Origin of the sequence: Kribbella sp. NBC_00482 (genome assembly GCF_036013725.1) — a bacterium.
GTDB lineage: Bacteria > Actinomycetota > Actinomycetes > Propionibacteriales > Kribbellaceae > Kribbella.
In genome coordinates this window covers 8,122,433-8,143,928 of record NZ_CP107881.1, presented here as the reverse complement: position 1 = coordinate 8,143,928, position 21,496 = coordinate 8,122,433, and the positions used below count along the sequence as shown (strand labels likewise).

21 protein-coding genes are annotated in these 21,496 nt (G+C 66.0%); 11 read left to right on the top strand and 10 right to left on the bottom strand.

Going from position 1 to position 21,496, the window contains the following annotated elements:
- Window positions 1–5 precede the first annotated feature (5 nt).
- From OHB24_RS39190 to OHB24_RS39180, 3 genes are read right to left on the bottom strand one after another with little or no spacing between them, the layout of a single operon-like run.
- Window positions 6–971, bottom strand: coding sequence for a Gfo/Idh/MocA family protein (locus OHB24_RS39190; protein WP_327636012.1), 966 nt, complete (start codon window positions 969–971; stop codon window positions 6–8).
- Complete coding sequence (locus OHB24_RS39185) at window positions 968–1,975, bottom strand: alcohol dehydrogenase catalytic domain-containing protein (RefSeq protein WP_327636011.1); 1,008 nt, start codon at window positions 1,973–1,975, stop codon at window positions 968–970. Before OHB24_RS39185 ends, OHB24_RS39190 begins: the two co-directional genes overlap by 4 nt.
- A 60-nt stretch (window positions 1,976–2,035) precedes the next feature.
- Window positions 2,036–3,022, bottom strand: a complete 987-nt coding sequence (locus OHB24_RS39180; RefSeq protein ID WP_327636010.1) for a LacI family DNA-binding transcriptional regulator — start codon at window positions 3,020–3,022, stop codon at window positions 2,036–2,038.
- 85 nt (window positions 3,023–3,107) lie between these two features.
- Here OHB24_RS39180 and OHB24_RS39175 point away from each other — a divergent pair, with 85 nt between their 5' ends.
- The 9 genes from OHB24_RS39175 to OHB24_RS39135 all read left to right on the top strand — a co-directional run bounded on the left by OHB24_RS39175 (window position 3,108) and on the right by OHB24_RS39135 (window position 11,381).
- Complete coding sequence (locus OHB24_RS39175) at window positions 3,108–4,412, top strand: acyl-CoA dehydrogenase family protein (protein ID WP_327636009.1); 1,305 nt, start codon at window positions 3,108–3,110, stop codon at window positions 4,410–4,412.
- A complete protein-coding gene (locus tag OHB24_RS39170) occupies window positions 4,412–5,620 on the top strand; it encodes an acyl-CoA dehydrogenase family protein (protein WP_327636008.1) in 1,209 nt (402 codons plus the stop codon). The genes OHB24_RS39175 and OHB24_RS39170 overlap by 1 nt, the downstream gene beginning before the upstream one ends.
- Window positions 5,621–5,912: 292 nt before the next feature.
- Window positions 5,913–6,860 carry a LysR family transcriptional regulator gene (locus tag OHB24_RS39165; protein ID WP_327636007.1) on the top strand — a complete coding sequence of 316 codons (948 nt, stop codon included), beginning with the start codon at window positions 5,913–5,915 and terminating at the stop codon, window positions 6,858–6,860.
- A 141-nt stretch (window positions 6,861–7,001) separates the two neighbouring features.
- Window positions 7,002–8,012: a zinc-dependent alcohol dehydrogenase family protein gene (locus OHB24_RS39160; protein WP_327636006.1), complete on the top strand. Its 1,011-nt coding sequence runs from the start codon at window positions 7,002–7,004 to the stop codon at window positions 8,010–8,012.
- Between the two features lie 114 nt (window positions 8,013–8,126).
- Window positions 8,127–8,486 carry an MmcQ/YjbR family DNA-binding protein gene (locus tag OHB24_RS39155; RefSeq protein WP_327636005.1) on the top strand — a complete coding sequence of 120 codons (360 nt, stop codon included), beginning with the start codon at window positions 8,127–8,129 and terminating at the stop codon, window positions 8,484–8,486.
- A gap of 50 nt (window positions 8,487–8,536) precedes the next feature.
- Window positions 8,537–8,986 carry a hypothetical protein gene (locus OHB24_RS39150; protein WP_327636004.1) on the top strand — a complete coding sequence of 150 codons (450 nt, stop codon included), beginning with the start codon at window positions 8,537–8,539 and terminating at the stop codon, window positions 8,984–8,986.
- 28 nt (window positions 8,987–9,014) lie between these two features.
- Window positions 9,015–9,422 carry a VOC family protein gene (locus OHB24_RS39145; protein WP_327636003.1) on the top strand — a complete coding sequence of 136 codons (408 nt, stop codon included), beginning with the start codon at window positions 9,015–9,017 and terminating at the stop codon, window positions 9,420–9,422.
- Between the two features lie 194 nt (window positions 9,423–9,616).
- On the top strand, window positions 9,617–10,135 hold the full coding sequence (locus tag OHB24_RS39140) for a SigE family RNA polymerase sigma factor (protein ID WP_327636002.1): 519 nt from the start codon (window positions 9,617–9,619) through the stop codon (window positions 10,133–10,135).
- A complete protein-coding gene (locus tag OHB24_RS39135) occupies window positions 10,125–11,381 on the top strand; it encodes a hypothetical protein (protein WP_327636001.1) in 1,257 nt (418 codons plus the stop codon). The genes OHB24_RS39140 and OHB24_RS39135 overlap by 11 nt, the downstream gene beginning before the upstream one ends.
- A 58-nt stretch (window positions 11,382–11,439) precedes the next feature.
- Here OHB24_RS39135 and OHB24_RS39130 read toward each other — a convergent pair whose 3' ends face one another.
- Window positions 11,440–11,886, bottom strand: a complete 447-nt coding sequence (locus OHB24_RS39130; RefSeq protein WP_327636000.1) for a nuclear transport factor 2 family protein — start codon at window positions 11,884–11,886, stop codon at window positions 11,440–11,442.
- Between the two features lie 307 nt (window positions 11,887–12,193).
- Here OHB24_RS39130 and OHB24_RS39125 point away from each other — a divergent pair, with 307 nt between their 5' ends.
- Entirely contained in the window at window positions 12,194–12,634 is a 441-nt protein-coding gene (locus tag OHB24_RS39125) for a nuclear transport factor 2 family protein (protein ID WP_327635999.1), read from the top strand.
- Between the two features lie 30 nt (window positions 12,635–12,664).
- On the opposite strand, the gene OHB24_RS39120 is transcribed toward OHB24_RS39125, so the two are convergent.
- The 3 genes from OHB24_RS39120 to OHB24_RS39110 form a co-directional block, all read right to left on the bottom strand.
- Window positions 12,665–13,264, bottom strand: a complete 600-nt coding sequence (locus OHB24_RS39120; RefSeq protein WP_327635998.1) for a MarR family winged helix-turn-helix transcriptional regulator — start codon at window positions 13,262–13,264, stop codon at window positions 12,665–12,667.
- Window positions 13,265–13,410: 146 nt separating this feature from the next.
- On the bottom strand, window positions 13,411–14,166 hold the full coding sequence (locus OHB24_RS39115; protein ID WP_327635997.1) for an AraC family transcriptional regulator: 756 nt from the start codon (window positions 14,164–14,166) through the stop codon (window positions 13,411–13,413).
- Window positions 14,163–15,047 carry a MurR/RpiR family transcriptional regulator gene (locus OHB24_RS39110; protein ID WP_327635996.1) on the bottom strand — a complete coding sequence of 295 codons (885 nt, stop codon included), beginning with the start codon at window positions 15,045–15,047 and terminating at the stop codon, window positions 14,163–14,165. The genes OHB24_RS39115 and OHB24_RS39110 overlap by 4 nt, the downstream gene beginning before the upstream one ends.
- Before the next feature lie 138 nt (window positions 15,048–15,185).
- Here OHB24_RS39110 and OHB24_RS39105 point away from each other — a divergent pair, with 138 nt between their 5' ends.
- A complete protein-coding gene (locus OHB24_RS39105) occupies window positions 15,186–17,411 on the top strand; it encodes an AfsR/SARP family transcriptional regulator (RefSeq protein ID WP_327635995.1) in 2,226 nt (741 codons plus the stop codon).
- A gap of 9 nt (window positions 17,412–17,420) precedes the next feature.
- Here the strand turns inward: OHB24_RS39105 and OHB24_RS39100 are convergent, their stop codons facing one another.
- The 3 genes from OHB24_RS39100 to OHB24_RS39090 form a co-directional block, all read right to left on the bottom strand.
- A complete protein-coding gene (locus tag OHB24_RS39100) occupies window positions 17,421–19,067 on the bottom strand; it encodes a multicopper oxidase family protein (protein WP_327635994.1) in 1,647 nt (548 codons plus the stop codon).
- Window positions 19,051–20,154, bottom strand: coding sequence for a flavin-containing monooxygenase (locus OHB24_RS39095; protein WP_327641159.1), 1,104 nt, complete (start codon window positions 20,152–20,154; stop codon window positions 19,051–19,053). Before OHB24_RS39095 ends, OHB24_RS39100 begins: the two co-directional genes overlap by 17 nt.
- 82 nt (window positions 20,155–20,236) lie before the next feature.
- A complete protein-coding gene (locus OHB24_RS39090; RefSeq protein ID WP_327635992.1) occupies window positions 20,237–21,331 on the bottom strand; it encodes an oxidoreductase in 1,095 nt (364 codons plus the stop codon).
- Between the last annotated feature and the right edge of the window lie 165 nt (window positions 21,332–21,496).

The window sequence follows — 21,496 nt, the reverse complement described above, 5'->3', positions numbered from 1 at the left end:
TTTCGTCAGGTGATGCTGACCCGTCGACTGGTCTCGTGGGATTCGATGGTGGCGTGGGCGAGTGCGAGGGCCCGTCGGCCGGCGCGGGCGTGGACGGGTGGTTGGTCGCCGGCGCGGAGTGCGGTGAGGAGCGCGTCGACGTGGCGGTCGAAGGTGCCCGCGAAGTTGCGGGTCTCGTCGTCGAAGTACGTCGAATGCCAGCGCTGCTCGACCGGGTCGCCGGCCTTGGAGAACGTCAGCGCACGGACGGTGTCGTGGATGACGAGGCGACCCTTCGTGCCGTTGATCTCGATGCGTTGGGTATCGGGGTAGGCGTACGACGAGTCGTACGTGCCGAGCATGGTGCCGACCGCGCGGTTCTCGAAGTCGAGTGCGAGCGCGAGCGTGCTGAACGCGCCGTACGTCTTGTCGGTCAGGTGCGCGGAGACCGCGGAGATCGGGCCGACGAGGTGCTCGAGCATGTCGAAGCCGTGGCACTGGGTCTCGATCAGGTTGGCGTGCGGGGACCTGCCATGGTTCGCTTCGCCGCCGAAGCGCCAGGTCGCGAAGATCAGGTCACCCAGTTCGCCTGCGTCGATGAGGGCCTTCGCGCGTTGCACCGGTTCGGCGTACCGGTGGTTGAAGTTGATCGCGAAGAAGTGGTCGCCGGCTTGGTCCAGCAGCGTGTCCGCCTCGGCGAGGTCGAAGACGAGGGGTTTCTCGACCAGCAGCGGTACGCCGGTACGCACGAGCTTCAGCGTGACGTCGTAGTGGTCCTCGTTCGGCAGGCAGACCGTGATGAGCTCCGGGTGCTCGGTGCGCAGCATCTCGTCGAGATCGGTGTACGGCGTCGCGCCGTACCTCTCGGCCCGCGCCTGGGTCCGCGCCGGGGTGCGGCCGCAGACCGCCACGAGTTCGGTGTCCTCGCGCCGGGAGAAGATGCGCGCGTGGTGCTCGCCCCAGCCGCCGGCGCCGACCACCGCGACCCTCATGCGGCACCGTCTTGCGTGACGACGACCTTGCCTGTTTCACCGGCCATGAACAGGCGGAACGCCTCGGCGATGTCGGCGACTGGGAAGCGGTGGCTGATCACGCGTCCGATGAGCTCCTGGTGTTCCTGGAGGAGCTCGAGGTTGCCCGGCATCTCGTCGTACCGGAAGTACTCGCTGCCGAGGACGGCGTGCTCGGGGCTGATCAGGTCGCGGGACACGTCGAGCGTGACCGATTCCCCGTGGCCGACGCAGATCAGGGCGCCGCGTTGACTGATGATGTCGAGGGCCGCGCGGCGGGCGGATTCCTTGCCTGACGCGTCGAAGGCGAGATCGGGGTTTCCGGCCTGTGCGAGGTCGTCGGCCAGGAGCGGGATCGCACCGAACGATTCGGCGAAGTCGAGCCGCCAGCGGGAGAAGTCGGAGATGTAGACCGGTACGTCGGCGCCGTACTTGAGCTTGCTCATCACCGTCAGGCCGAGCCCGATCGGTCCAGCGCCGGCTACGTACACGCTCTCGACGTCCTGCCGGACCAGCGCCGCGCGGCCGAGGGCGTGACTGCTGGTGCCCATCACGTCGAGCAGCATCGTCGCGTTGCCGATCTCGATGTTGTCGGTGATCGGGAAGAAGTTGGACTCGTGCACCAGTTCGTAGGGGCCGTAGCCGCCGTCATGGGTGAAGCCCATGTCGGCGCGCTTGGCGAAGCACTGGTTGGTCGCGTCGTACCTGCAGCTGCGGCACTCGCCGCAGAAGTCCATCAGGAAGACGGCGCCGCGGGTGCCGACGGGTGTGGTGGTGCCTTCGCCGGCCTGCAGGACGGTGCCGGCGGCTTCGTGTCCGGGGACGACGGACGAGCCGTCGTAGTACTGGTGGCGGTCGGTGCCGCAGAGGGCGTTGGCCTGGACGGCGAGGAGGAGCTGGCCGGGTCCGGGGTCCGGGTACTCGTGGTCCGCGAACTCGATGTCTCCGGCTCCGGTGAACCTGGGGGCGAGGGCGGTACGCGTCATGCTGCCGGAATTTACTACGTAGCAAATCCTGCCCACAAGGGGTTGCCGCTGAGTGTTCTGTCAGCGGCCGGTACTCTCCCGGACGCGGAGCTCGTAGCCGGCCATCCGGTGCTGCGGGACGTGATCCTCGTCCAGTTGTTCCTCGAGCAGGTCGAGCGCCATGCTCGCGATGTCGTCGAGCAGCGGTGCGACCGTGCTGAGTGACGGCGTGGACAGGCCTGCCTCGACGATGTCGTCGAAGCCGATCACCGAGACCTTGCCCGGTACGTCGATTCCGGCGCGGACCAGCGCGCGGAGGGCACCGAGCGCGGCGGAATCGTTCATCGCAAAGATCCCGTCGGGGAGCGCTCTCTCGGCGAGCAACGCGGTGACGGCGTCGGCGGCCGCCGCGGTCGTCCAGTCGCACTCGACCACCAGTTCCGGATCGGGTTCGGTCCCGTACTTCTTCAACGCCGCCTGGTAGCCCTGCCTGCGCAGCTGATACGACCGCCTGGGCCCGTGGTTCGCGCCGAGCAGCAGGATCCGCCGGCACCCGGTGTCGAGGAGATGGGAAACGGCCGCCTGCGCGGCCTCGCGGTTCTTGATGGCGACGTGGTCGATCGCGCTGCCCGGCTCGCGGTCGCCGATCAGGACCACCGGGTGCGTGCTGCGCTGATCGGTGCGGCCGAGGGAGACCGCGCTCATGATCACGCCGTCGGTGAGGATCTCGCCGCCGCCGCGGAGCAGTTCGAGTTCGGTCTCGTGGCGGCCGCCGGTGGTCTCGACGAGAACGGTCGTAGAGCGCTCTCTCGCGGCGGAAACGACCGCCTCGGCGAGGTCTGCGAAGTACCGCTCGCGGAACGTCGGGACGGCCAGCGTCACGGTGCCGGTCCGGCCGGTGCGCAGCCGCCGGGCGGCCGTGTTCGGGCGGTAGCCGAGCGCGTCGAGGCTGGCCTGGACGCGCGCCCGGGTCGCGGGGGAGACGTGGACGTAGTTGTTCACCACGTTCGAGACGGTCCGCTGCGAGACGCCCGCGTGCCGTGCCACGTCGGACATGCTGACCGCCACCGCTGCACTCCTTCTGAGTCTGGGTGCGTCAGGCTACCAACGAGAAAGCGTGACCTGGGTTGTAACTTCGGTTTACAGTAGCGGTATGAGCATTCAGGAGCGGACGCGTGGGCGGCGGGACGCGATCGGCGTCGGGGTCGCCCTGCTGAACCGGCTGGCCCAGTGGCGGGGGATCGACCGGCTCGGGCTGCGGAAGCCGGCCGAGCGGGCGGTGTTCGAGGCGACCAAGACCGGTTTCCGGACGGCGGGAGCGCTCTCCCGGCGTTTCTCGGCGGCGTCGAAGCTGGCCGCGCCGTCCCGGCTGCCCGCCGCGAAGGGGACCGGGCGGTTCGACCTGACGCCGACCGAGGACCAGCAGATGATGGTCGACGTCGTCCGCTCGTTCGCCGCTGACGTACTGCGTCCCGCTGCCGCCGCCGCGGACACCGCGTGCACGACGGAGCCCAAGGTCCTGGAGTCGTCGGCCGAGCTCGGACTGAGCCTGATCGAGGTCCCGGAGGAGCTCGGCGGCATCGTCACCGAGCGTTCCGCGATGACCGGCGTACTCGTTGCGGAAGCGCTCTCCCACGGCGATATGGGTCAGGCTGTCGCATGTTTGGCGCCATCCGCGGTGAGTACGGCGATCTCGCTGTGGGGCGACGAGACGCAGCAGGCGACGTACCTCCCGGCCTTCACCGGCGAGTCGGTGCCGGCGGCGGCGCTCGCGCTGCTCGAGCCGCGGCCGTTGTTCGATCCCTTCGAGCCGCAGACGCGGTTCACCGGCGGATTGCTGAACGGCGTGAAGTCGCTGGTGCCGCGGGCCGCCGAGGCGGAGCTGTTCGTGATCGGCGCGCAGACCGACGCAGGGCCGCGGTTGTTCGTCGTCGAGCCGGACCATCCGGGCGTCACGATCGAGGCCGAGCCGTCCATGGGGTTGCGGGCGGCATCGTTGAGCCGCGTGATTCTCGCTGACGTCCCGGCTGTCCCGCTCGGGTCGGTGGAGGACTACGCCGAGTGCGTGCGGTTGTCGCGGCTGGGGTGGTGCGCGCTGGCGTTGGGTACGGCGCGGGCGGTGCTCGACTACGTCACGCCGTACGTCAACGAACGCACGGCCTTCGGCGAGCCGATCAGCCATCGGCAGTCGGTGGCGTTCATGGTCGCGAACATCGGGATCGAGCTCGAGGGCATGAAGCTGGTGACGTACCGGGCCGGATCGCGTGCCTCACAGGGCCTCCCGTTCGCCCGGGAGGCGGCTTTGGCGCGGCGGTTGTGTGCCGAGAAGGGCATGCAGATCGGGACCGACGGCGTACAGCTGCTCGGCGGGCACGGGTTCGTGAAGGAACATCCGGTCGAGCGGTGGTACCGCGACTTACGGGCAATCGGTGTGATGGAAGGCGCGGTGCTGGTCTGATGATCAACCTCGAAACCCCTCGCAAGTTCAGGGCCTTCGTCAACCAGGCGCACCAGGTCGCGGCCGAGATGCTGCGGCCGAACTCGCGCCGGTACGACCTGGCCGAGCACGAGTACCCGGTCGAGCTGGACATGCTCGCCGCGATGGTCGACGGATTAGGTGCCTCAGGCACCGGTTCCGGCGCGGGCGCGTCCGGTGTACGGCGTACCGCTGCCACCGAGGACGGCGTCGTGAACGGGTCGAACCTGTCGTCGGTGCTGTCGATCATGGAGATGTGCTGGGGTGACGTCGGGCTGCTGCTGTCGATGCCGCGCCAGGGCCTCGGCAACTCGGCGATTGCGTCCGTCGCGTCGGACGAGCAGCTGCAGCGCTTCGACGGTGTGTGGGCCGCGATGGCGATCACGGAGCCGGGATGCGGCTCGGACTCGGCCAGCATCCAGACCACCGCGCGGCTCGACGGCGACGCCTACGTGCTGGACGGCGAGAAGATCTTCGTCACCGCCGGCGGCCGCTGCGACGCGGTCGTCGTCTGGGCGACCCTCGACAAGTCGCTCGGCCGGGCCGCGATCAAGTCGTTCGTGGTCATGAAGGACACGCCCGGCATGACCGTCGAACGTCTGGAGCACAAGCTCGGCATCCGCGCCTCCGACACCGCGACGATCCGCTTCGAGAACTGCCGCGTCCCGGTGGAGAACCTCCTCGGCTCCGCGGACATCGACACCGACAAGGGCTTCGCGGGCGTCATGCAGACCTTCGACAACACCCGCCCCCTGGTCGCCGCGATGGCGGTCGGCTGCGCCCGCGCGTCACTCGAACTCACCCGGGAGCTGCTGTCCGAGGCCGGCGTACAGATCGACTACGACCGCCCCGTCCACCTGCAGTCCGCCGCGGCCGCGACGTACCTGGCCATGGAAGCCGACTGGGAAGCCGCCTACCTCCTCACCCTCCAGGCCGCCTGGATGGCCGACAACGGCCAACCCAACTCCCTCCAAGCCTCCATGGCCAAAGCCAAAGCCGGCCGCACCGCCAACGACATAACCCTCCGCTGCGTAGAACTGACCGGCCCCCTCGGCTACTCCGAACACCACCTCCTGGAAAAGTGGTCCCGAGACAGCAAAATCCTCGACATCTTCGAAGGCACCCAACAAATCCAGCAACTAATCGTCGCCCGCCGCCTACTCGGCAAGACCTCCACCGAGCTCAAATAGCCTTGTCCGCAAGGGCTTCCGCCGCTCCTGGATCCCCAGCTAGAGCAGCCCGGGGCCCGGGTCGGGAGGCTCAAGCTTCGGGCTGATTTCCGCCCTGGTCCGTGACCGGTCCGTCAGCCGCCGCGCAAGTCGCGTCAGCCACCGCTTCCCTCCTGCGCGCCGGCGTCGACGATCTCCTTCGGTCTTGTCCGGGGATCGCGCTGGGTGATATCCGGGGTGTCCTGTGCCTGTCATCGCCGCGCGGTGCTGCCGATATCCACGAGGGTGGTGTCGGGTCGGGTACAAAGGGGGCGTGGCGGTGGAGCTTGAGGTGCGAGGGTTGCGGTACTTCGTGGTCGTGGCGGAGGAGTTGCACTTCACGCGGGCGGCGGCGCGGTTGTATGTCGCGCAGCAGGCGCTGAGTCGCGACATTCGCCGGCTGGAGGATCGGGTCGGGGTGCCGCTGTTCGAGCGGTCGACGCGGCGGGTGGCGCTGACGCCGGCGGGGGAGTTGCTGCTGACGAGGGCGCGGGAGCTGCTGGAGCTGCACGACCGGACGGTGCGCGAGCTGCGGGGCGCGGACAAGACGGCGCTCGTGGTCGACGTGGTCGGGCAAGGGCTGACCCCGGCCGAGGTGCTGGAGACCGCGCGGCAAGACGGCGAGGTCGAGTTCTTCGCCGAGTTCCACAGTGGTCTGGACGAGGCGCTGCCGCTGCTGCAGAGCCGACGGCTGGACGTGACGTTCGGGCGCTGGACGTACACGCCCGGGCTGGAGCACCGAGTGGTCCGGTTCGAGTCGCTGGCGGTGCTGCTGCCGGACACGCACCCGCTGGCCGCGCTCCCCGAAGTCCCACTGGAAGACCTTCAGGACGCGCAGGTGTGCTGGCGGGCCGGGACGCACGTGTCGGCGGACTGGGAGGACGCAGTCCTGCAATTGCTCAGCTGGTACGACGCGGACCCGGCGTTGGCCCATCCGCGGGTCCGGGACCAGGACGAGGTCGAGCGGCACCTGCAGCACCGCAACGCGCCGATCCTGACGCTGAGTACCCAGCACGAGTTCGCTGGTGCGGTGGTACGGCCGCTGGTCGATCCGGTCGCGGCGTACCCCTGGAGCATGATCTGGCGATCAGACCTCGACCACCCGGGCCTGACCGCCCTGCACCGTGCGATCGACCAGCTCGGCAACGCCGGCGATTGGCTCCTGCTGCCGGACGGGACCTGGCTGCCGGAGCCGGAGATGACAGATCTGTTCGGGGATTAACTCGGCCAGTGTGTTGATGGGCGGCCCATAGGTGTTGGACGGCGTACCTGTGCCGCGGCGACCGTGGATCCATGAGCCGAACAGACGAGCGCCCGATGTCCTTGGCCTGGATCCCGTGGTCACAGGCCAAGGTGGGTTGACGTGCGCAGCTATCACGCCAATCTCGGCGGCGGCATCGGCGGACTGACCGTTCGTGAGCACGACGTTCCCCAACCCGGGCCCGGCCAGGCCCTCGTCCGCGTGTGGGCGAGTTCCCTCAGCTATCGCGAGCTGATGATCTTGCGTGGCTGGTACCCGTTGCCGATCAAAGACGACGTCGTCCCGATATCGGACGGCGCGGGCGAGGTGGCGGCGATCGGGGAGGGTGTCAGCCGGGTCTCCGTCGGCGATCGCGTCGCGGCCGCGGTCTTTCCGCGCTGGATCGACGGCCGGTTGACTACCGACGTCGCGGACCAGCTCGGCGGCTCGCTCGACGGCATGTTGACCGAATACGCGCTGCTCGACGCGAACGCGCTGGTGAGGATTCCTGACTGCCTGTCGTACGAGCAGGCAGCGACGCTGCCATGCGCCGGAGTCACCGCGTGGCACGCGCTGAACGGTGGGCGTGGGCTCCGGGCCGGCGAGACGGTCTTGACACTCGGTTCGGGCGGCGTCTCGTTGTTTGCGATCCAGCTTGCGAAGGCGTTCGGAGCTCGCGTGATCGCGACGGCCGGCAGCAGTGAGAAGGCCGGGCGGCTGCGAGCGCTCGGTGCCGACGAGGCGATCGACTACCGCGCAACGCCCAACTGGCACGAGCTCGTGCGCGAGCTGACCGACGGCGGCGTCGACCATGTCATCGAGGTCGCGGGCCAGCTCGAGCAATCGGTGCATGCAACCGCTCCGAATGGCGAGATCGCATTCGTCGGCCTGCTGTCCGACGGCGGCGCCGGCCTGCCGAGCCTCGACCCGCGCCTGCTGTGGCTGTCCGGAGCAGACATACGCACGGTCGCGGTGGGGACCCGCGCCCACTTCGAGGCGATGACACGTGCGATCGAGGTCAATGCGATCGAACCGGTGATCGGCCGCGTGTTCCGCTTCGACGAGGCCATCGACGCCTACCGCTACTACGAGTCCGCCCGGCCCTTCGGCAAGGTCGTGATCGCCCACTCGTGAGCATGAGACCACCAGACGTGCACCTCAGCCGCGGATAGACGAACAGCTTGAGGCCAAACTGGACGGCGTGCGGACAGGAGGCCCGCTCCGCCTTACGACTAAGGAGTTCCGAGCATGGCGGTGATCGAAGACGTTCGGGCGCTGGGCGCCGGGTTGGACCGCTCTTACCAGGTATATGTACGCGGCAAGTTGAGGTTCCGCGTCGGGCAGATCGTCTATGTGGGGTTCTCCCTCGACGAGAGCGTGATGGGCTTCGCGTTCCCGAAGGAGGAGCGGGCGGCCCTCGTCGCGAGCCAGCCGCACAAGTTCCAGATGCCATCGGCGTCGGAGGTGCGGTTCAACTGGGTCAACGCCGAGCTCGCGGTACTGGACCCGATCGAGGCTCGCGAGCTGGTCGTCGACGCTTGGCGCATGGTCGTCCCGAAGAAGCTCTCCCGCGCCTACGACCTCACTCATCCCAACGGTCCGGGCTGAGGCCTCGTTCTACCCAGGCGTAAGTCAACTCATCAACCTTAGGAGGACCTATGACGCAACTCGAGCGACAGGCTCTGGCCGACTTCACCGCGCGGTGGTTCGCGCTATGGACCGAAGCCGACCGGCAAGCGCGGTCCAGGCAGGTCGCCGACCTGTGGGCCGTCGACGGTGCGCAGGTGCTGGTGGACCCGCCGCAGGAGGTGCGGGACGCGGCCACGGCGTTGGCATTCCCTGTGCCTCGTTTCGAGGTGCGCGGCCATGCTGAGATCGATCGTCGCGTGGCGCAGGCATACGCGATGTTCATCGAACCCGGCGAATACACGTTCAAGGCGACAGGCGATGCCGATGCCGTGCTCCTCATGGCGCCCGGTCTCATCGGGTTGGCATGGGAGATGGTCAGCCTCGCTGACGGGACCGTCGCCGGACGTGGCTATGACGTTTTCGCACTGGACGACGACGGCCGCATCCTGCTGGACCACCAGCACATCGCCCTGAGCTGAGCAGAATCGCAGCGAAACGGAGACGGATATGAGTACAACGGAAGCGGGTGAGACGGGTATGCGTACTCAGTCGAGTGCGTTCGCTGTCCAGCCGATCCTGAGCACCAACGACATCGAGCGGTTGAGCTCCTTCTACGCCGAGTTGTTCGGAGCCGAGGAGGACCTTCGTGTGCCGGGTAGGAAGGGGCCGTTCTTCGTGACACTCCGGTTCGGCGACGCCACCCTGACCCTGGTCGCCACCAAGCGGGGAGCCGAGGCGGCGCCAGGACAGGCCGTCGTGGCCGTGTTCGTCGAGAACGTCGACGACCTGCTCCCGCGGGTGAAGCCCGCGGGCGGGAAGGTGCGTGGCCAGGCCAAAGACATGCCTTGGGGCCACCGGGTCGCTCACATCACCGACCCGGACGGCAACTTGCTCAACCTCACCCAGAAACTCTGAGCCCGGCCGACGCGGGTTAGTCCCGCACAGCTGTCGCCGCCGTACGAGGCCCGGTGGTCCGCCTCACTCGAGGTGGGATTCACCTGATTCTGCGGTCCGGGAAGAAAATCGATGGATCGGCGCATCAGATCGGGAGGTATTGCTGTCTTTGCTGAGAAGGCCGGTGACTGAACCGGTCTGAGGAGGGAGTCGAGGTGACCTTCGAGGAATGGACGCGACAAGGCGTGCCGGACCTGGTGCGGTTCGCGACCGTGCTGTGCGGGTCCGGTCACCTGGCGGAGGATCTCGTCCAGGACACCGTGATCAAGGCACACCGGCACTGGGACCGGATCCAGCGGGCCGACCGGCCTGACTCGTACCTGCGCCGGATGGTGGTCAACGAGTACCTGTCCTGGCGCCGGAAGTGGTCCCGGTTCGTGCCACGCCCGGAGATCTGGGGTCAGGCCGACCAGTTGCAGCCCGACCACGCGACCCGGCTCGCCGACCAGGACGAGATGGTCGCCGAGCTGGCCAAGCTGCCGCGCCGGCAGCGGTCGGTGATCGCGCTGCGGTACTACTGCGGCCTCACCGACGCAGAGATCGCGGACGTGCTCGGCTGCTCGCCGAACACGGTCCGTGCGTACGCCTCCCGGGCACTCGCCACGTTGCGGATCGAGCTCGGACCCTCTTCCCCAGCAACCACTGCACCCAACGGAGTGATCAATGCGCACTGAGGAAGATCTCCGGAACGCGCTCGAACGCATCGCGGCGAAGGCGCCTGACTTCACCCCGGCCCTCGACGATGAACACGCTGTACGTCCGCGGCACCGCCGTACGCCGCTGGTCCTTGCCACCGTGATGGCCACCGCGGCCGCCGCGATCGGCGGACCGATCCTGGTGGACCACTTGCGAGACACCTCCGCACAGCCGGCCGGTGAACAGGCCGCGGTCTCCTGGCGCAACTGGGTCACGGTGACCGCACCGGCCGGGATGATCGTCAACCCCCGTGCCTACGAGGCCAACCGGCAGGTCTACCAGCTGGCCGGAGTCGGCAGTCCCTGGGCCCGCTGGTGTCTGCTCACCCTGCACCGCAACGGCGACTTCGATCCGGGGAAGATCCCGGCCGACAGCCCGCGGATCGATCTCGACGGCCTGGCCGGGCGGCTCGTCACGATGCCGAACGGTGAGCCGATCGTGCCGCTCCCGGTCGGGTACGCGATGTCGTCAGGCAGCCCGGTTCGCCCGGTGACGACGGTTGCCTGGCAGCCCGCGAAGGGGATCTGGGCACTGCTCAGCTGCCAGCGGCAGCAGGAGCTCGGAACCCGCGAGGTACCGACGATCGACGCACCCTCGGACTCCGACAGTGACACGGCCGTCGCATTCGCGAAGACGATCAAGGCAACGCCGCAACGCCTGTCCGCGCCGTTCAAGGTCGGCTACGTGCCGAACGGACTGCGGACGCTGCGGGTGCTGGACAAGACAGCGAACTTCTCCGGTGACGGCCATTCGTTCAGCGTCGTCTTCACCGACGGCAATCCGGCGACAGGGGCGAAGCCCAGGCAGGAATGGAGTGGAGACCGTGACCATCCACAAGCGAAGGCAGCGAAGTACGGAAGTCTCTGGGGACCGCAACCGCTGCCGGGCGAGGACCTCGAGATCGCGTACAGCACCGACAAGTTCTGGAACTCGAAGACCCGGATGGAAAAGTATGACCCCGTCGACCTGAAGATCCACGGCTGGAACGCGTGGTACACCGCCGACGGAACAGAGACCGTGCAGACCAAGGGCAAGCCGCTCGAAAAGCCGGCCCCGGACAACGGCCTCCGGATGGAGCGTAACGGCGTCGCGATCACTGTCCGCGTCCTCGGCGGCAACGCGGACAAGGCCCAACTTCGCAAGATCGCCGAAGCCCTCACTCTCCCCGAGGACCCGCTCAACACCGCGCAGTGGTTCGACGCCGGCATCGCGATCCCGCGCTGACCCATACCGCCACGAAGTTCATCAGCCGCACCTGATCCGCTGCCGCGGAACGCACGGATCAGGTGCGGCTGAGACTGTCGAACAGTTGGGGTAGCCGACCGAGACCTTTGCTGACGCGGAGTACGTCGGAGTAGTCGCGAAGGTGGTGAATGTCGCCGTCCTGACTGCGCAGGATCAGCACGGATCTGGAGGTGAAACGGGTGCCGCTCAGGTGGTCCACGACATCGAACTCCAGCTCGGCGATCACGGTGTCAGGATCGGTAGTGTCATAGATCCTGACATCGCGGAATCCGGTCACGGGCGGTGCCGGCAATGAGCCCCAGACACGAGAAAAGTCGGCCCGGATCGCCTCTCGGCCATCGAGGTGATCCGCGCTGCGCTGTGGCGCCAGGAAGGGGAATTCGTAGACGGCATCGTGAGTGAAGAGGTTGGCGAGGTCGTCAGCAGAGAAGTCGAGCATTGCCTGCTGAAACGCAGCGAGCAGTTGTCGTGGAGTGCGGGACACTTGGCACCTTTCCTTGAACTGGTCGGTGCAGCAAGCCTAGCGACTCACCGATGTGTCCCGGGCCTGAGCGAAGGTGACAGATCGAGCAGCCGATATGGATCGGTCGACCTCGCAGGCGTGCCGAAATCGGTGAGTGCTGCCGTGTGCGGCGCTGGGGCGTTCGTGTGTCGCCTCGAGATGCGTGAAACCGATCTGAAGGGAGCAGATGGTTGCATAGGATCCGAGTCAAGAAACGAATGGTCGTCCGGTTCTAGGAGGAGCTCACCTATTCAGGTCAGCTACGAATACGACTGAGGAGTGACTCCAGATGACCGACGTGCAACGGGTGGTCGACACGTTCGAGATCCAGGCTCTCAGCGTCGACTTCACCGACTCGTCCATGATGCGCGACTGGGATCGGTTCGCGTCCTTGTTCGCTGAGGACGGTGCGTGGCGAATGCCCCATATTGACGTCGTCCTAGCGAGTCGGGCCGAGATCCGCGAGGGGATCGAGCGACTCAGGGAAGGTATGTGGGAATTCTTCGTGCAGAACGTGCACCCTGGAACCATTTCGCTCGACGGCGACACTGCCACAGGCCGCGCCTACATCGAGGAGTTCGGGCAGTTCCGGGACGGCAAGTGCCTGTTGAATCATGCGGTCTACCACGATCGCTACGCACGCACCGCGGACGGATGGAAGTTCACCGAGCGTCTGTACGAGATCAGGTACATCGATACCAACCCACTGTCCGGACGACCGCCTTCGTGAGAGGCCGTAGCCGTCGACACACAGCCCATGTCATTGAGATTCATTTGGGAGAGTGTTCTGGGCGCGCTGGATCGCCGCGTCGATCTTGCCTAGCGCGGATCTCAGTGCGTTGATCTCGTCGATCCCACCTAGCTCGCTGGTCATCGCCTGCACTGCTATGCGAAATCGCTCGAGACACCGTGCATAGGTGGCGCGCCCTTGCCGCGTCAGCGCGAGTCGATGCTCTCGACGGTCGCTTGCCTCTCGAGATCGGTTCAGATCACCCCGGCGCTCCATCGAACTCAGGTATCCGCTGAGTGTCGCCGGCCGCAGCCCGAGCACGGCAAGAAGTTCTTTAGGTGACTTGATGCCACGACTGATCTGGCTGTAGACAGCGAACTGCGCCGAGGAGACCCCGGTCCCGCGCAAGACCACGTCCAACAGGGCGCCGAGGCGCTGGTCCAACACGAAGATGTCCAGCGCCAAGTTCGCGCCGCTGTGGTCCACCACCGGATCCGAGTCGATTGGCACGTCGACATTGTCCCCGTGCCATTGGCCGACCCGGCCACCGGGGTCAGCGCACGCCAAAGCGCGTGGCCTCGCCTTGACGAAGGCGGCCGCGTCTTCCCAGCTCCTGCGGGTGATCTTCACGTCCGCCGGAGACTGGGCTCGAATTGACGATCAGCGAGTCAGATGGCGCGTCTCGGACTCACCTCCGCTCAATTCGAGTTCCTCCTCCGGGTCGCGTGCTGGACGGATCTGGGTTTCCCGCACGCAGAGTAGATCCACTGCCGCCGTCATGTCGTGTACAGAAGCGACAGCGGCTGCCTTGTTCCGGTGCGCAAGTCGCTTGTGGTCCGGCCGATGAATCGCCGCAGCGACCGATGCAGATGTGGGTTGTCGTGGAAGCCGAGCTCGGCTATCACGTCCGCCGGCGAGGCTCCGTCGCGCAGCAGTACCGCGGCCGTCCGGGCGCGGTCCATCTGCCGGGCCGCTCCATGGGTGACGCCGGTGGACGCCAGGAACCGTCGTTGCACCGTGCGCGCCGACAGTTCCGGCGTGGCACCCTTGGCGAGGTCGGCGATCAGTCGATCGCGGCTGACGATTTCCTCTCGCACGAGTCGCTGGACGAAGATTTCGGCAGTGTCGAAGTTCGGGTGGGCCCAATGACTTCCGGCCAAATAGAAGGACCGGTCGGAGACATCGGGGACCAGGACCTGACGATCTAGGAGCCTGGCTGCCGACAGGTGCGGCAGGAACGTGCCGAGAGTGAAATCGATCCCGAAGAACGTCGCCTCCGCCGGCAGTTCGACCATGCTGGCAATCAACTCCGGGCCGGTGACAGCCGCGATGAACTCGCCTCGTCGATAGCAGAACGCAAGCCCCAACCGCGGCGTGGCAACGGACAGCATCTGGGCGACATCCTGGCTGCGACTGCGCCAGACGCGCTCGATGTACGGCGACGCGGACGGACGGTGTTCGACCTCGAGCCCGAACTGGACTGTGGTCACCGTCGGCAGATCACGCGATTCCATTTCTCCGGCGGCCTTCATCGCGCGAGCTTGTATGGCTGCACGGCCTGTGCCGTTACTGCCATAGCTTTCTTCGTCTGGATGAGCGTCCTCTGCAAGACGGCTACATACAGAAGGTCCAGCACCGCGAGCTGTGCGTGCCGCGCCAGGATCGATTCTGTGCGGAACCCAACCTGATTTACTCCGGTCGCCAGCACCAGTTCGGCTCGCCGCGCTACCGCTGATCCCAGGTCGCTCGTGATGGCTATAGCGGTCGCCCTGTGCGACGTCGCTTCCGTGATCACGTCGCAGACCTCGCGTGTCTGCCCGCTGTGGGAGATTGCGACGATCACGTCGCCTGGTTCCATCAGCGCTGCACTCGTCAGCGCCACGTGGACGTCGTTATGTGCCCATGCCGACACACCGATCCTGTGAAGCCGTTGCTGAAACTCCGAAGCTGTGGCTCCACTACCGCCGACCCCGTAGATCACGACCCGGCGGGCCGTAGTCAGCAACGCTGCGGCGTGATCGACGTCGGCCAGGTCGAGATTGGCGATTGCCTCGGTGACGACGTGAGCGATATTGGCGGAAATCACGCTCGCGACCTGCACAAGGCTGTCGCTCTCGGCCACATCGGCGCCGATGTTCGCTGCCAAAGTGCTTTGGGCGGCTCGCCCGCTGTCCGACGCGAGCGCGATCCTCAGCGGTGCGTAGCCGGCGAACCCCACAGTTCGGCAGAACCGCGTAACCGTCCCCGTGGAAACGCCGCACTGCTCGGCGAGTTCGAGGATGGTCATGCTGGCCACGGCTGCGGCGTCGCGGAGCACGAGTTCCGCCACAGATTGCTGGGCCTCAGGCATCGCGTCCTGCAGGCTGCGGATCAGTTCGATGATGCCGCTCGGCGGCGCTGCACGATTCGACAAGTGCCCTTCACCTGCTCCGGGAGGGAATAATTTTTCGCTAGAGACTACTAGTTGTGCTCAGCTGATCACTGCATGAGTTCCTTCTTTGGGTGACTTAACTGCAGTAGAGTTACCGCACGCCCTCAGTCGGACTGCATCATGCAGCAAAATTATCATCTATCGGTGGGGGAGTCTGTCATGTCCCGTCAAGTAACTCACCCACACCTCGTCCCCGCGACAGCCACGCCTCTCGCGGCCCAGATGGCTCCACGCCATAAGCCTGCGGTTCCGGCTGAAGAGAGACTGGCCGACGCATTTGCGTTTGGTCTGCTTGGTCCGCTTGAGGTTCACCAGACGGGTACTCCGATCGAGATCGGTTCGCCCAAGCTGAGGATTCTGCTCGCTACTCTGCTGGTGCACTCCGGCCGCGCGGTGCCAACCGGGAGGCTGTCCACAGCTATCTGGGGTGAGGGGCAGCCAGAGAATCCACGTCGTGCGGTTCAGGTATGTGTCGCGCGGCTGCGTACGCTCCTGCAGCGCGGACCGGTGATCGTCACCACTTCGGACGGCTACATGTTGGACATTTCGCCCGGCCACACGGACTTGGGGCGCTTCCGGGCCTTGCTGCGAGAGGCGGACGAGGCGGCCGTTCGGTCTGATCCGGCCCGTGAGTCAGCTGTACTGCGCCAGGCGCTCACTCTCTGGCGTGGCGAGCCGTTGATCAACGTCCCGTCCGATCTGCTGCGCGACGAAGTTGTGCCTCGTCTGCAGGACGAGCGACTCGCTGCACTCGAACGGCGGCTCGATCTGGACCTTCGGCTCGGCAGGCACGTCGAGATCATCAGCGAACTCATGGACCTCACCACGAGGTTCGCTCTTCGGGAACGCTTCTGGGCACAGCTGATGACCGCACTGCATCGCAGTGGGCGGCGGGCCGACGCCCTGATGACTTACCACAACGCTCGGCGGCACCTGGCCGAAGAGCTGGGCATCGAGCCGGATGACTGCCTGCGGCAGCTGCACCTGACCGTTCTGGGATATGTGCCGGGATCGGGTACGGCGCCCGCAGTACCAAGACAATTGCCTGCGGAACTGGCGGCGTTCAGCGGTCGATCGACAGAGATCGCGCGGCTCGACGAACTCGTCGGCGATCACGACCAGTCGGCGAGCGTCGTGGTGATCAGTGGCACCGCTGGTGTTGGTAAGACGGTGCTTGCTCTGCGCTGGTCTCGTCGGATGGCCGATCAGTTTCCTGATGGCCAGCTCTGGGTCAATCTCCGTGGCTACGATCACCGCCGTCCGGTGAGTCCCGGAGACGCGCTAGTCCTGTTGTTACGCGCTCTCGGCATCAAGGACGGCGACATCCCACCGGATATGGACGGCCGAGCCGGCCTCTATCGGTCTGTGATGGACGGTCGGAGAATGCTCGTTGTCGTTGACAACGCGGGCGCTGCAGAGCAGGTGCGTCCGCTCCTCCCCGGCAGTCCGAGCAGCGCAGTCCTCGTGACCAGCCGAGACGAGTTGGTGGGCCTTGTCGCGGACGGCGCACGCGCGCTGCAACTGGATCTGTTCTCGGCCGAGGAGGCCGATGATCTGTTGTGCCGACGCTTGGGAAGTGCTCGCGTGGCGGCTGAACCTGGTGCCGCGAGGGAAATCGTCGAACGTTGCGCACGGTTGCCGCTGGCGTTGGCGCTGGCCGCGGCGCGTGCAGCGGCGCGGCCTCAACTGCCCCTGGCGATGTTCGCTCACCAATTGCAAGCAGCCCTCGATGAATTGGCCACTGCGGACGCGGCCACCGACATCCGCGCTGTCTTCTCGTGGTCATATCGCACCCTCAGCCAACCGGCGGCGCGGCTGTTCAGACTGCTCGCCATCCATCCTGGTCCTGATGTGTCCGTCGATGCTGTCACGGATCTCGCGGGGCAGTCCGCGAAATCCCAGCTCAACGAACTGGTAACAGCGCATCTGCTGGCCGAGCACAGCCTGGGCCGATACGTGATGCACGACTTACTTCGTGCCTATGCCGCCGAACTGACGCAGCAACTCGACAGCGCTGTTTGTCGAGACGAGGCGTTGCGACGGGTCCTTGACTACTACCTGCGCACCGCGCACGCAGCGGCCATCCTGATCGAGCCGACACGTGACGCGACCACACCGGCAGTATCGGGGCGGCCGGCACGTTTCAAGGACCGCGCACAGGCCCTCGAGTGGTGCAACATCGAGTACCCGAATCTGCTCGCGGCGATCAGTCGCGCCGCAGACCGGGATTTCGACCAGCACACCTGGCAATTGGTCCGGTACCTTGCGGACTTTCAACAGTGGCGAGGGCTCTGGCATGACAGGGCCGCCACCTTGATGGCCGCCATGACCGCAACCTGCGGTTAGGTGAGTGCATCAGGGATCGACGGTGAAGCTGAACATCATTCCGCCCTCGTGGTGTTCGGCGATGTGACAGTGGGCCATCCACCGACCGGGGTTGGTCACGTCGAGAAGGATGTCGACCGACTCGCCCGTCCGTACGAGAACCGTGTCTTTCCAGACAAGATTCGATTCGACCGCGTCGTTGCGGCTCATGACAAGGAAGCGGCCCGCGCCGTGGATGTGGAACGGGTGATGCATCGGGTGGTCGGAATCCATCTCGTTCACCAGCCGGATCTGCACCTGATCACCAACCTTGAAGCGCCAGTCGATCGCGTGGTTCGCGCGCTCCGTGCCCCGGTCGACGAGCTTCCAGCTCATGTTGGCCGGCGTGGTGAGCCGGTTGACGTCGACCATGTCGTCTTCCCATTCAATTCCTGTGGTCTGCTCAGGGCTGTGACCGCCGGCGTCCCCGTGGTGCTGGTGGGGGATGTCTTCGCCGCCGCCGTGTTCTTGGGGCTGTCCCAGAAGTTGCGACGCAATAAGCTTCATGCCGCATTGGGGGCAGCGGTCGGCAGAGTCACTCACTACCTCGGGGTGCATGGGGCAGGAGTAGAGGACCGCGCCGTCGGGCACGCCCATGTTCATCTCAGCGACGAATGCCAGTGTCTTGTCCGGCGCGTGATCGCGGTATCGATCCAGGCGATCCCGTTCGGCCGTCATATCAGCGTTGACGCGAAGCGCTGTGAACTGGTTGCTCAGATCCGGCACGGCCTGGGTTTCATCAACGGTGCAGGTTGCCAAGGGATACGTGCGTCCTGGATGACGATGTACGAGGGTCGCCACCCCAGGCTGGTCGAACAAGACGTCGACGACGATCCGCTCCGACGGCGCTAGCGTTACCTCATCTACTAAGACCTCGCGTTCGAACCTGCCGCTGTCACCACCCACGAGCTTCATCCGTGCTCTGTCAAAGCCGACGTTGAACACCCGTGTGTTGGCGGTGTTGGTGAAGTAGAAGCGCACCACGTCCCCGAGGCCGGCTGACAACGCAGTGGCTATGTCACCGCCGACCAGCATCGTGTTGCCGAACCGCCCCATCGCTACGTACGTCGTCTCGGCGCGGCTGAACGAAGCGATCTGACCATCCTCGACCAGCACGTCGTCCAGGGTGAGCAACTCCTCCCGGTTCACCGGGGGCCAATAGTCGGGATCCGAAGGGACGACGACAATGTTGCCGTAGAGCCCCATCTCCTGGCCGTAGTCCTCGCGAATGTGCGGGTGATACCAGTAGAGGCCGGGGTCCTGGAATTGCAGCCGATAGATGAAGCTTTGACCGACCTGCATGGGTGTCTGGGTTTCGTGCGTTCCGTCGTAGGCGTTCTTCAACCGTAACCCGTGCCAATGCACGGTGGCCTCGGTGTCAGCATCGTTGGTCACGTTGATGATCACCTCGGAACCCTGCAGGACCCGCATGGTGGGCCCGGGAACCGATCCGTTGTAGGCAAGCATGCGTACCGTTGCTTCGCCCAACTGCTTCGCTATCGGGGCGATTCGCAGGTCGAACTCCTCGCCGCCCGCCAGGGAGACAAGCTCGGACGGTTGGGACGCAGGAAGGCCACGTACATCGGTCGGGAAGTTGCCGCGACTCTCGGATTCGGTGTGATCACTGTGGTTCGGCATGATCGGTCTCCTGGGGTTCTCTGGGGTTCAGGCGGTCGCGCTCGGACGCATCTGGTCGCGTCTCTCGGGCGTCGGCCAGGATCCGGACCTGTGTCGCGATGTACTCGGCGTCGTGTTTCACCCAGCCGAGCAATGCTGAGCCGCGCGTGTGTTGCCAGGAGAGGCCGAGGAAGTAGAGCCCCGGCAGGTCGGTTACCCCTCTGTGGTGGCGGACCCGCCCTCCGGCATCGAGAACCGGCGCATTGATCCAGGCATACCCGGATTGGTATCCGGTGGCCCATATGACGGCATCGACCTTGAGTTGGATGCCGTCAGCAAACTGGACGACATCGTTCTTCGCATCGACTGCCCTGGGATGCAGCTCAACTCCGAGACGCCGGAGTCGCCTCGGGCTCGAGCCGACAAGGGTCTCCCGTCCTTGCATACGCCGCCCGAGCCGTGATTCCACTGTCACATTGAGCAAACGTGTCTTGGTGAGCCACCAGAACAGGTCGCGCCTCCCAATCCGTTGCGGGAGCGGCGTCTGTCGCGAGCCGACAGATAGATGGACCGAGTGCGTGCCGCTGAGCTCCGCCGCGATCTGGAATCCGGTGTTGCCTCCACCGACAACCAGGACCGTGCCTGCTGGGATGTCCGCAGGTCGCCGGTAGCCGGTGCTGTGGCACTGGAAGATCGCAGGTGAGAGCTGACCAGCTAGATCAGGCGTTGTCGGCTGCTGGAACGGACCGGTGGCCACGACGACCTGGTCGGCTGTCACTCTTCCGCCGTTGTACTCGATGCGAAAGCCGGCTTCGGCCGGGGTAAGCGACCGGACCTCCCCGTCGAGAACTATCGGGAGCTGATAGGTCTCCGCATATGCCTTCAGGTACGAGACGACCTCGTCACGCGTCGGGTAGCTGTCCGGATCTCCCGGGAAGCTCAGTCCTGGTAGCGCGTCGAACCGGCGCGGTGTGAACAGGGTGAGGGAATCCCACCGATCCCGCCACGCCGCACCCACCGAGTCGGCGGCCTCGAGGATGAGAAACCGACGAGCTTGCTGTGCCAGAAAGAATCCGATCACCAGTCCGGCTTGGCCTCCGCCGACCACGACGACCTCGAAGTGCTCATCGTCACGAACCTGCGGACCCGCGGTTGCAGATGCCTGTGCGGCCGGTTCACCCACCTCCTGGCTACGGCCAAACAAGTTCGTCGTCCTTGCGGTAGTCGCACATCTCGTCGAAGCGCTCGTCGGCGACGTCGTTGACGAAGGATGGATTGGCAAGCAACGGGCGCCCGACCGCTACGAGGTCGAACTCGCCTGCTGCGTGGCGTTGTGCCAGGGCGGCGAGCGAGTGCTCAGGGTGCGAGCAACCGCGTAGTTCGCCTGCCTGAAGCCCGACGGAGCCCACGGTGATCGCCGGCAGCCCCGTGACCTTCTTGGCCCAGCCCGCGAGGTTGAGGTCCGAACCTTCGAACGCGGGTTCCCAGAACCTGCGCTGCGAGGCGTGGAAGAGCGTCGCCCCTGCATCCATTAGCGGGACGAGGATCGCCTCCAACTCGCGTGGCGATTCCGCGATGTGTGCCGCGAAGCACCGCTCCTTGAACTGAGAGAACCGGATCGAGATCGGGTAGTCCGGTGTTGTGGCGGCGCGCACCGCACTGACTATCTCAGTGGCAAAGCGCACGCGATTCGCGATGCTGCCGCCATAGCCGTCGGTCCGCCGGTTCGTCTCCGGCCACAGGAACTCATCGATCAAGTAGCCGTGCGCGCTGTGGATCTCGACTCCGTCGAATCCACGCGCGCGGGCTTGAGCGGCGGTCCGCCCGAACGACTCGACCACCGCGTCGATGTCATGGACCGACATGGTGTGCGGGCAAGGCGATCCGGTTCCCGGTACACCACTCGGCGTCCAGGCGGTAGTGCAGCCGACATCGTGACGCTCACCCCCGAGGTGCCACAGTTGGGCGAACATCCGCGATCCCTCACGATGTACCGCATCGACCACTGCGTTCCAGGCGACCGCTGTCCTGGGGTCCAGCCTGGGAACGTCGTCATGGTGGCCGGCAGATATGTGATCGACCAGTACGCCCTCGGTGATGAGGAGTGCGACGCCCCCGGCTGCTCGGCGCCGATAGTACTCGGCGACCTCAGCGGTCGGCGTGGACTGCGGGGAGCGGGACCGAGTCATCGGTGCCATCACGAATGAGTTGCGCAGTTCGAGATGGCCGAGCTGTGTGGGGGCGAATAGCCGGGTTACGTCCGTCGAGTCGTCCAAGGAGCGCATTTCTCCTCCGCGAGTATCCGTTGTTCAAAGCAGTCCGCGTCGGGCGGCTCGTAGAAGTACGGGATGGTGACGTGCGGAGGCACCAACCCGACGGCTCGCTGGATGGCCCTTCGCCGGCCGAAGTTGCCGCGCCGCGTCGCGACGAGGCGCACAGTGGCGGCAGCG

Excerpts from the sequence above, each read along its gene's own strand:
- OHB24_RS39150 (WP_327636004.1), top strand. The coding sequence starts at position 8,537 with ATGACGCAACTCGAGCGACAGGCTCTGGCCGACTTCACCGCGCGGTGG.
- OHB24_RS39100 (WP_327635994.1), bottom strand. The coding sequence starts at position 19,067 with ATGCCGAACCACAGTGATCACACCGAATCCGAGAGTCGCGGCAACTTC.
- OHB24_RS39125 (WP_327635999.1), top strand. The coding sequence starts at position 12,194 with ATGACCGACGTGCAACGGGTGGTCGACACGTTCGAGATCCAGGCTCTC.
- OHB24_RS39145 (WP_327636003.1), top strand. The coding sequence starts at position 9,015 with ATGAGTACAACGGAAGCGGGTGAGACGGGTATGCGTACTCAGTCGAGT.
- OHB24_RS39115 (WP_327635997.1), bottom strand. The coding sequence starts at position 14,166 with ATGAAGGCCGCCGGAGAAATGGAATCGCGTGATCTGCCGACGGTGACC.
- OHB24_RS39155 (WP_327636005.1), top strand. The coding sequence starts at position 8,127 with ATGGCGGTGATCGAAGACGTTCGGGCGCTGGGCGCCGGGTTGGACCGC.
- OHB24_RS39185 (WP_327636011.1), bottom strand. The coding sequence starts at position 1,975 with ATGACGCGTACCGCCCTCGCCCCCAGGTTCACCGGAGCCGGAGACATC.
- OHB24_RS39105 (WP_327635995.1), top strand. The coding sequence starts at position 15,186 with ATGCAGCAAAATTATCATCTATCGGTGGGGGAGTCTGTCATGTCCCGT.
- OHB24_RS39170 (WP_327636008.1), top strand. The coding sequence starts at position 4,412 with ATGATCAACCTCGAAACCCCTCGCAAGTTCAGGGCCTTCGTCAACCAG.
- OHB24_RS39090 (WP_327635992.1), bottom strand. The coding sequence starts at position 21,331 with ATGCGCTCCTTGGACGACTCGACGGACGTAACCCGGCTATTCGCCCCC.
- OHB24_RS39135 (WP_327636001.1), top strand. The coding sequence starts at position 10,125 with ATGCGCACTGAGGAAGATCTCCGGAACGCGCTCGAACGCATCGCGGCG.
- OHB24_RS39175 (WP_327636009.1), top strand. The coding sequence starts at position 3,108 with ATGAGCATTCAGGAGCGGACGCGTGGGCGGCGGGACGCGATCGGCGTC.
- OHB24_RS39190 (WP_327636012.1), bottom strand. The coding sequence starts at position 971 with ATGAGGGTCGCGGTGGTCGGCGCCGGCGGCTGGGGCGAGCACCACGCG.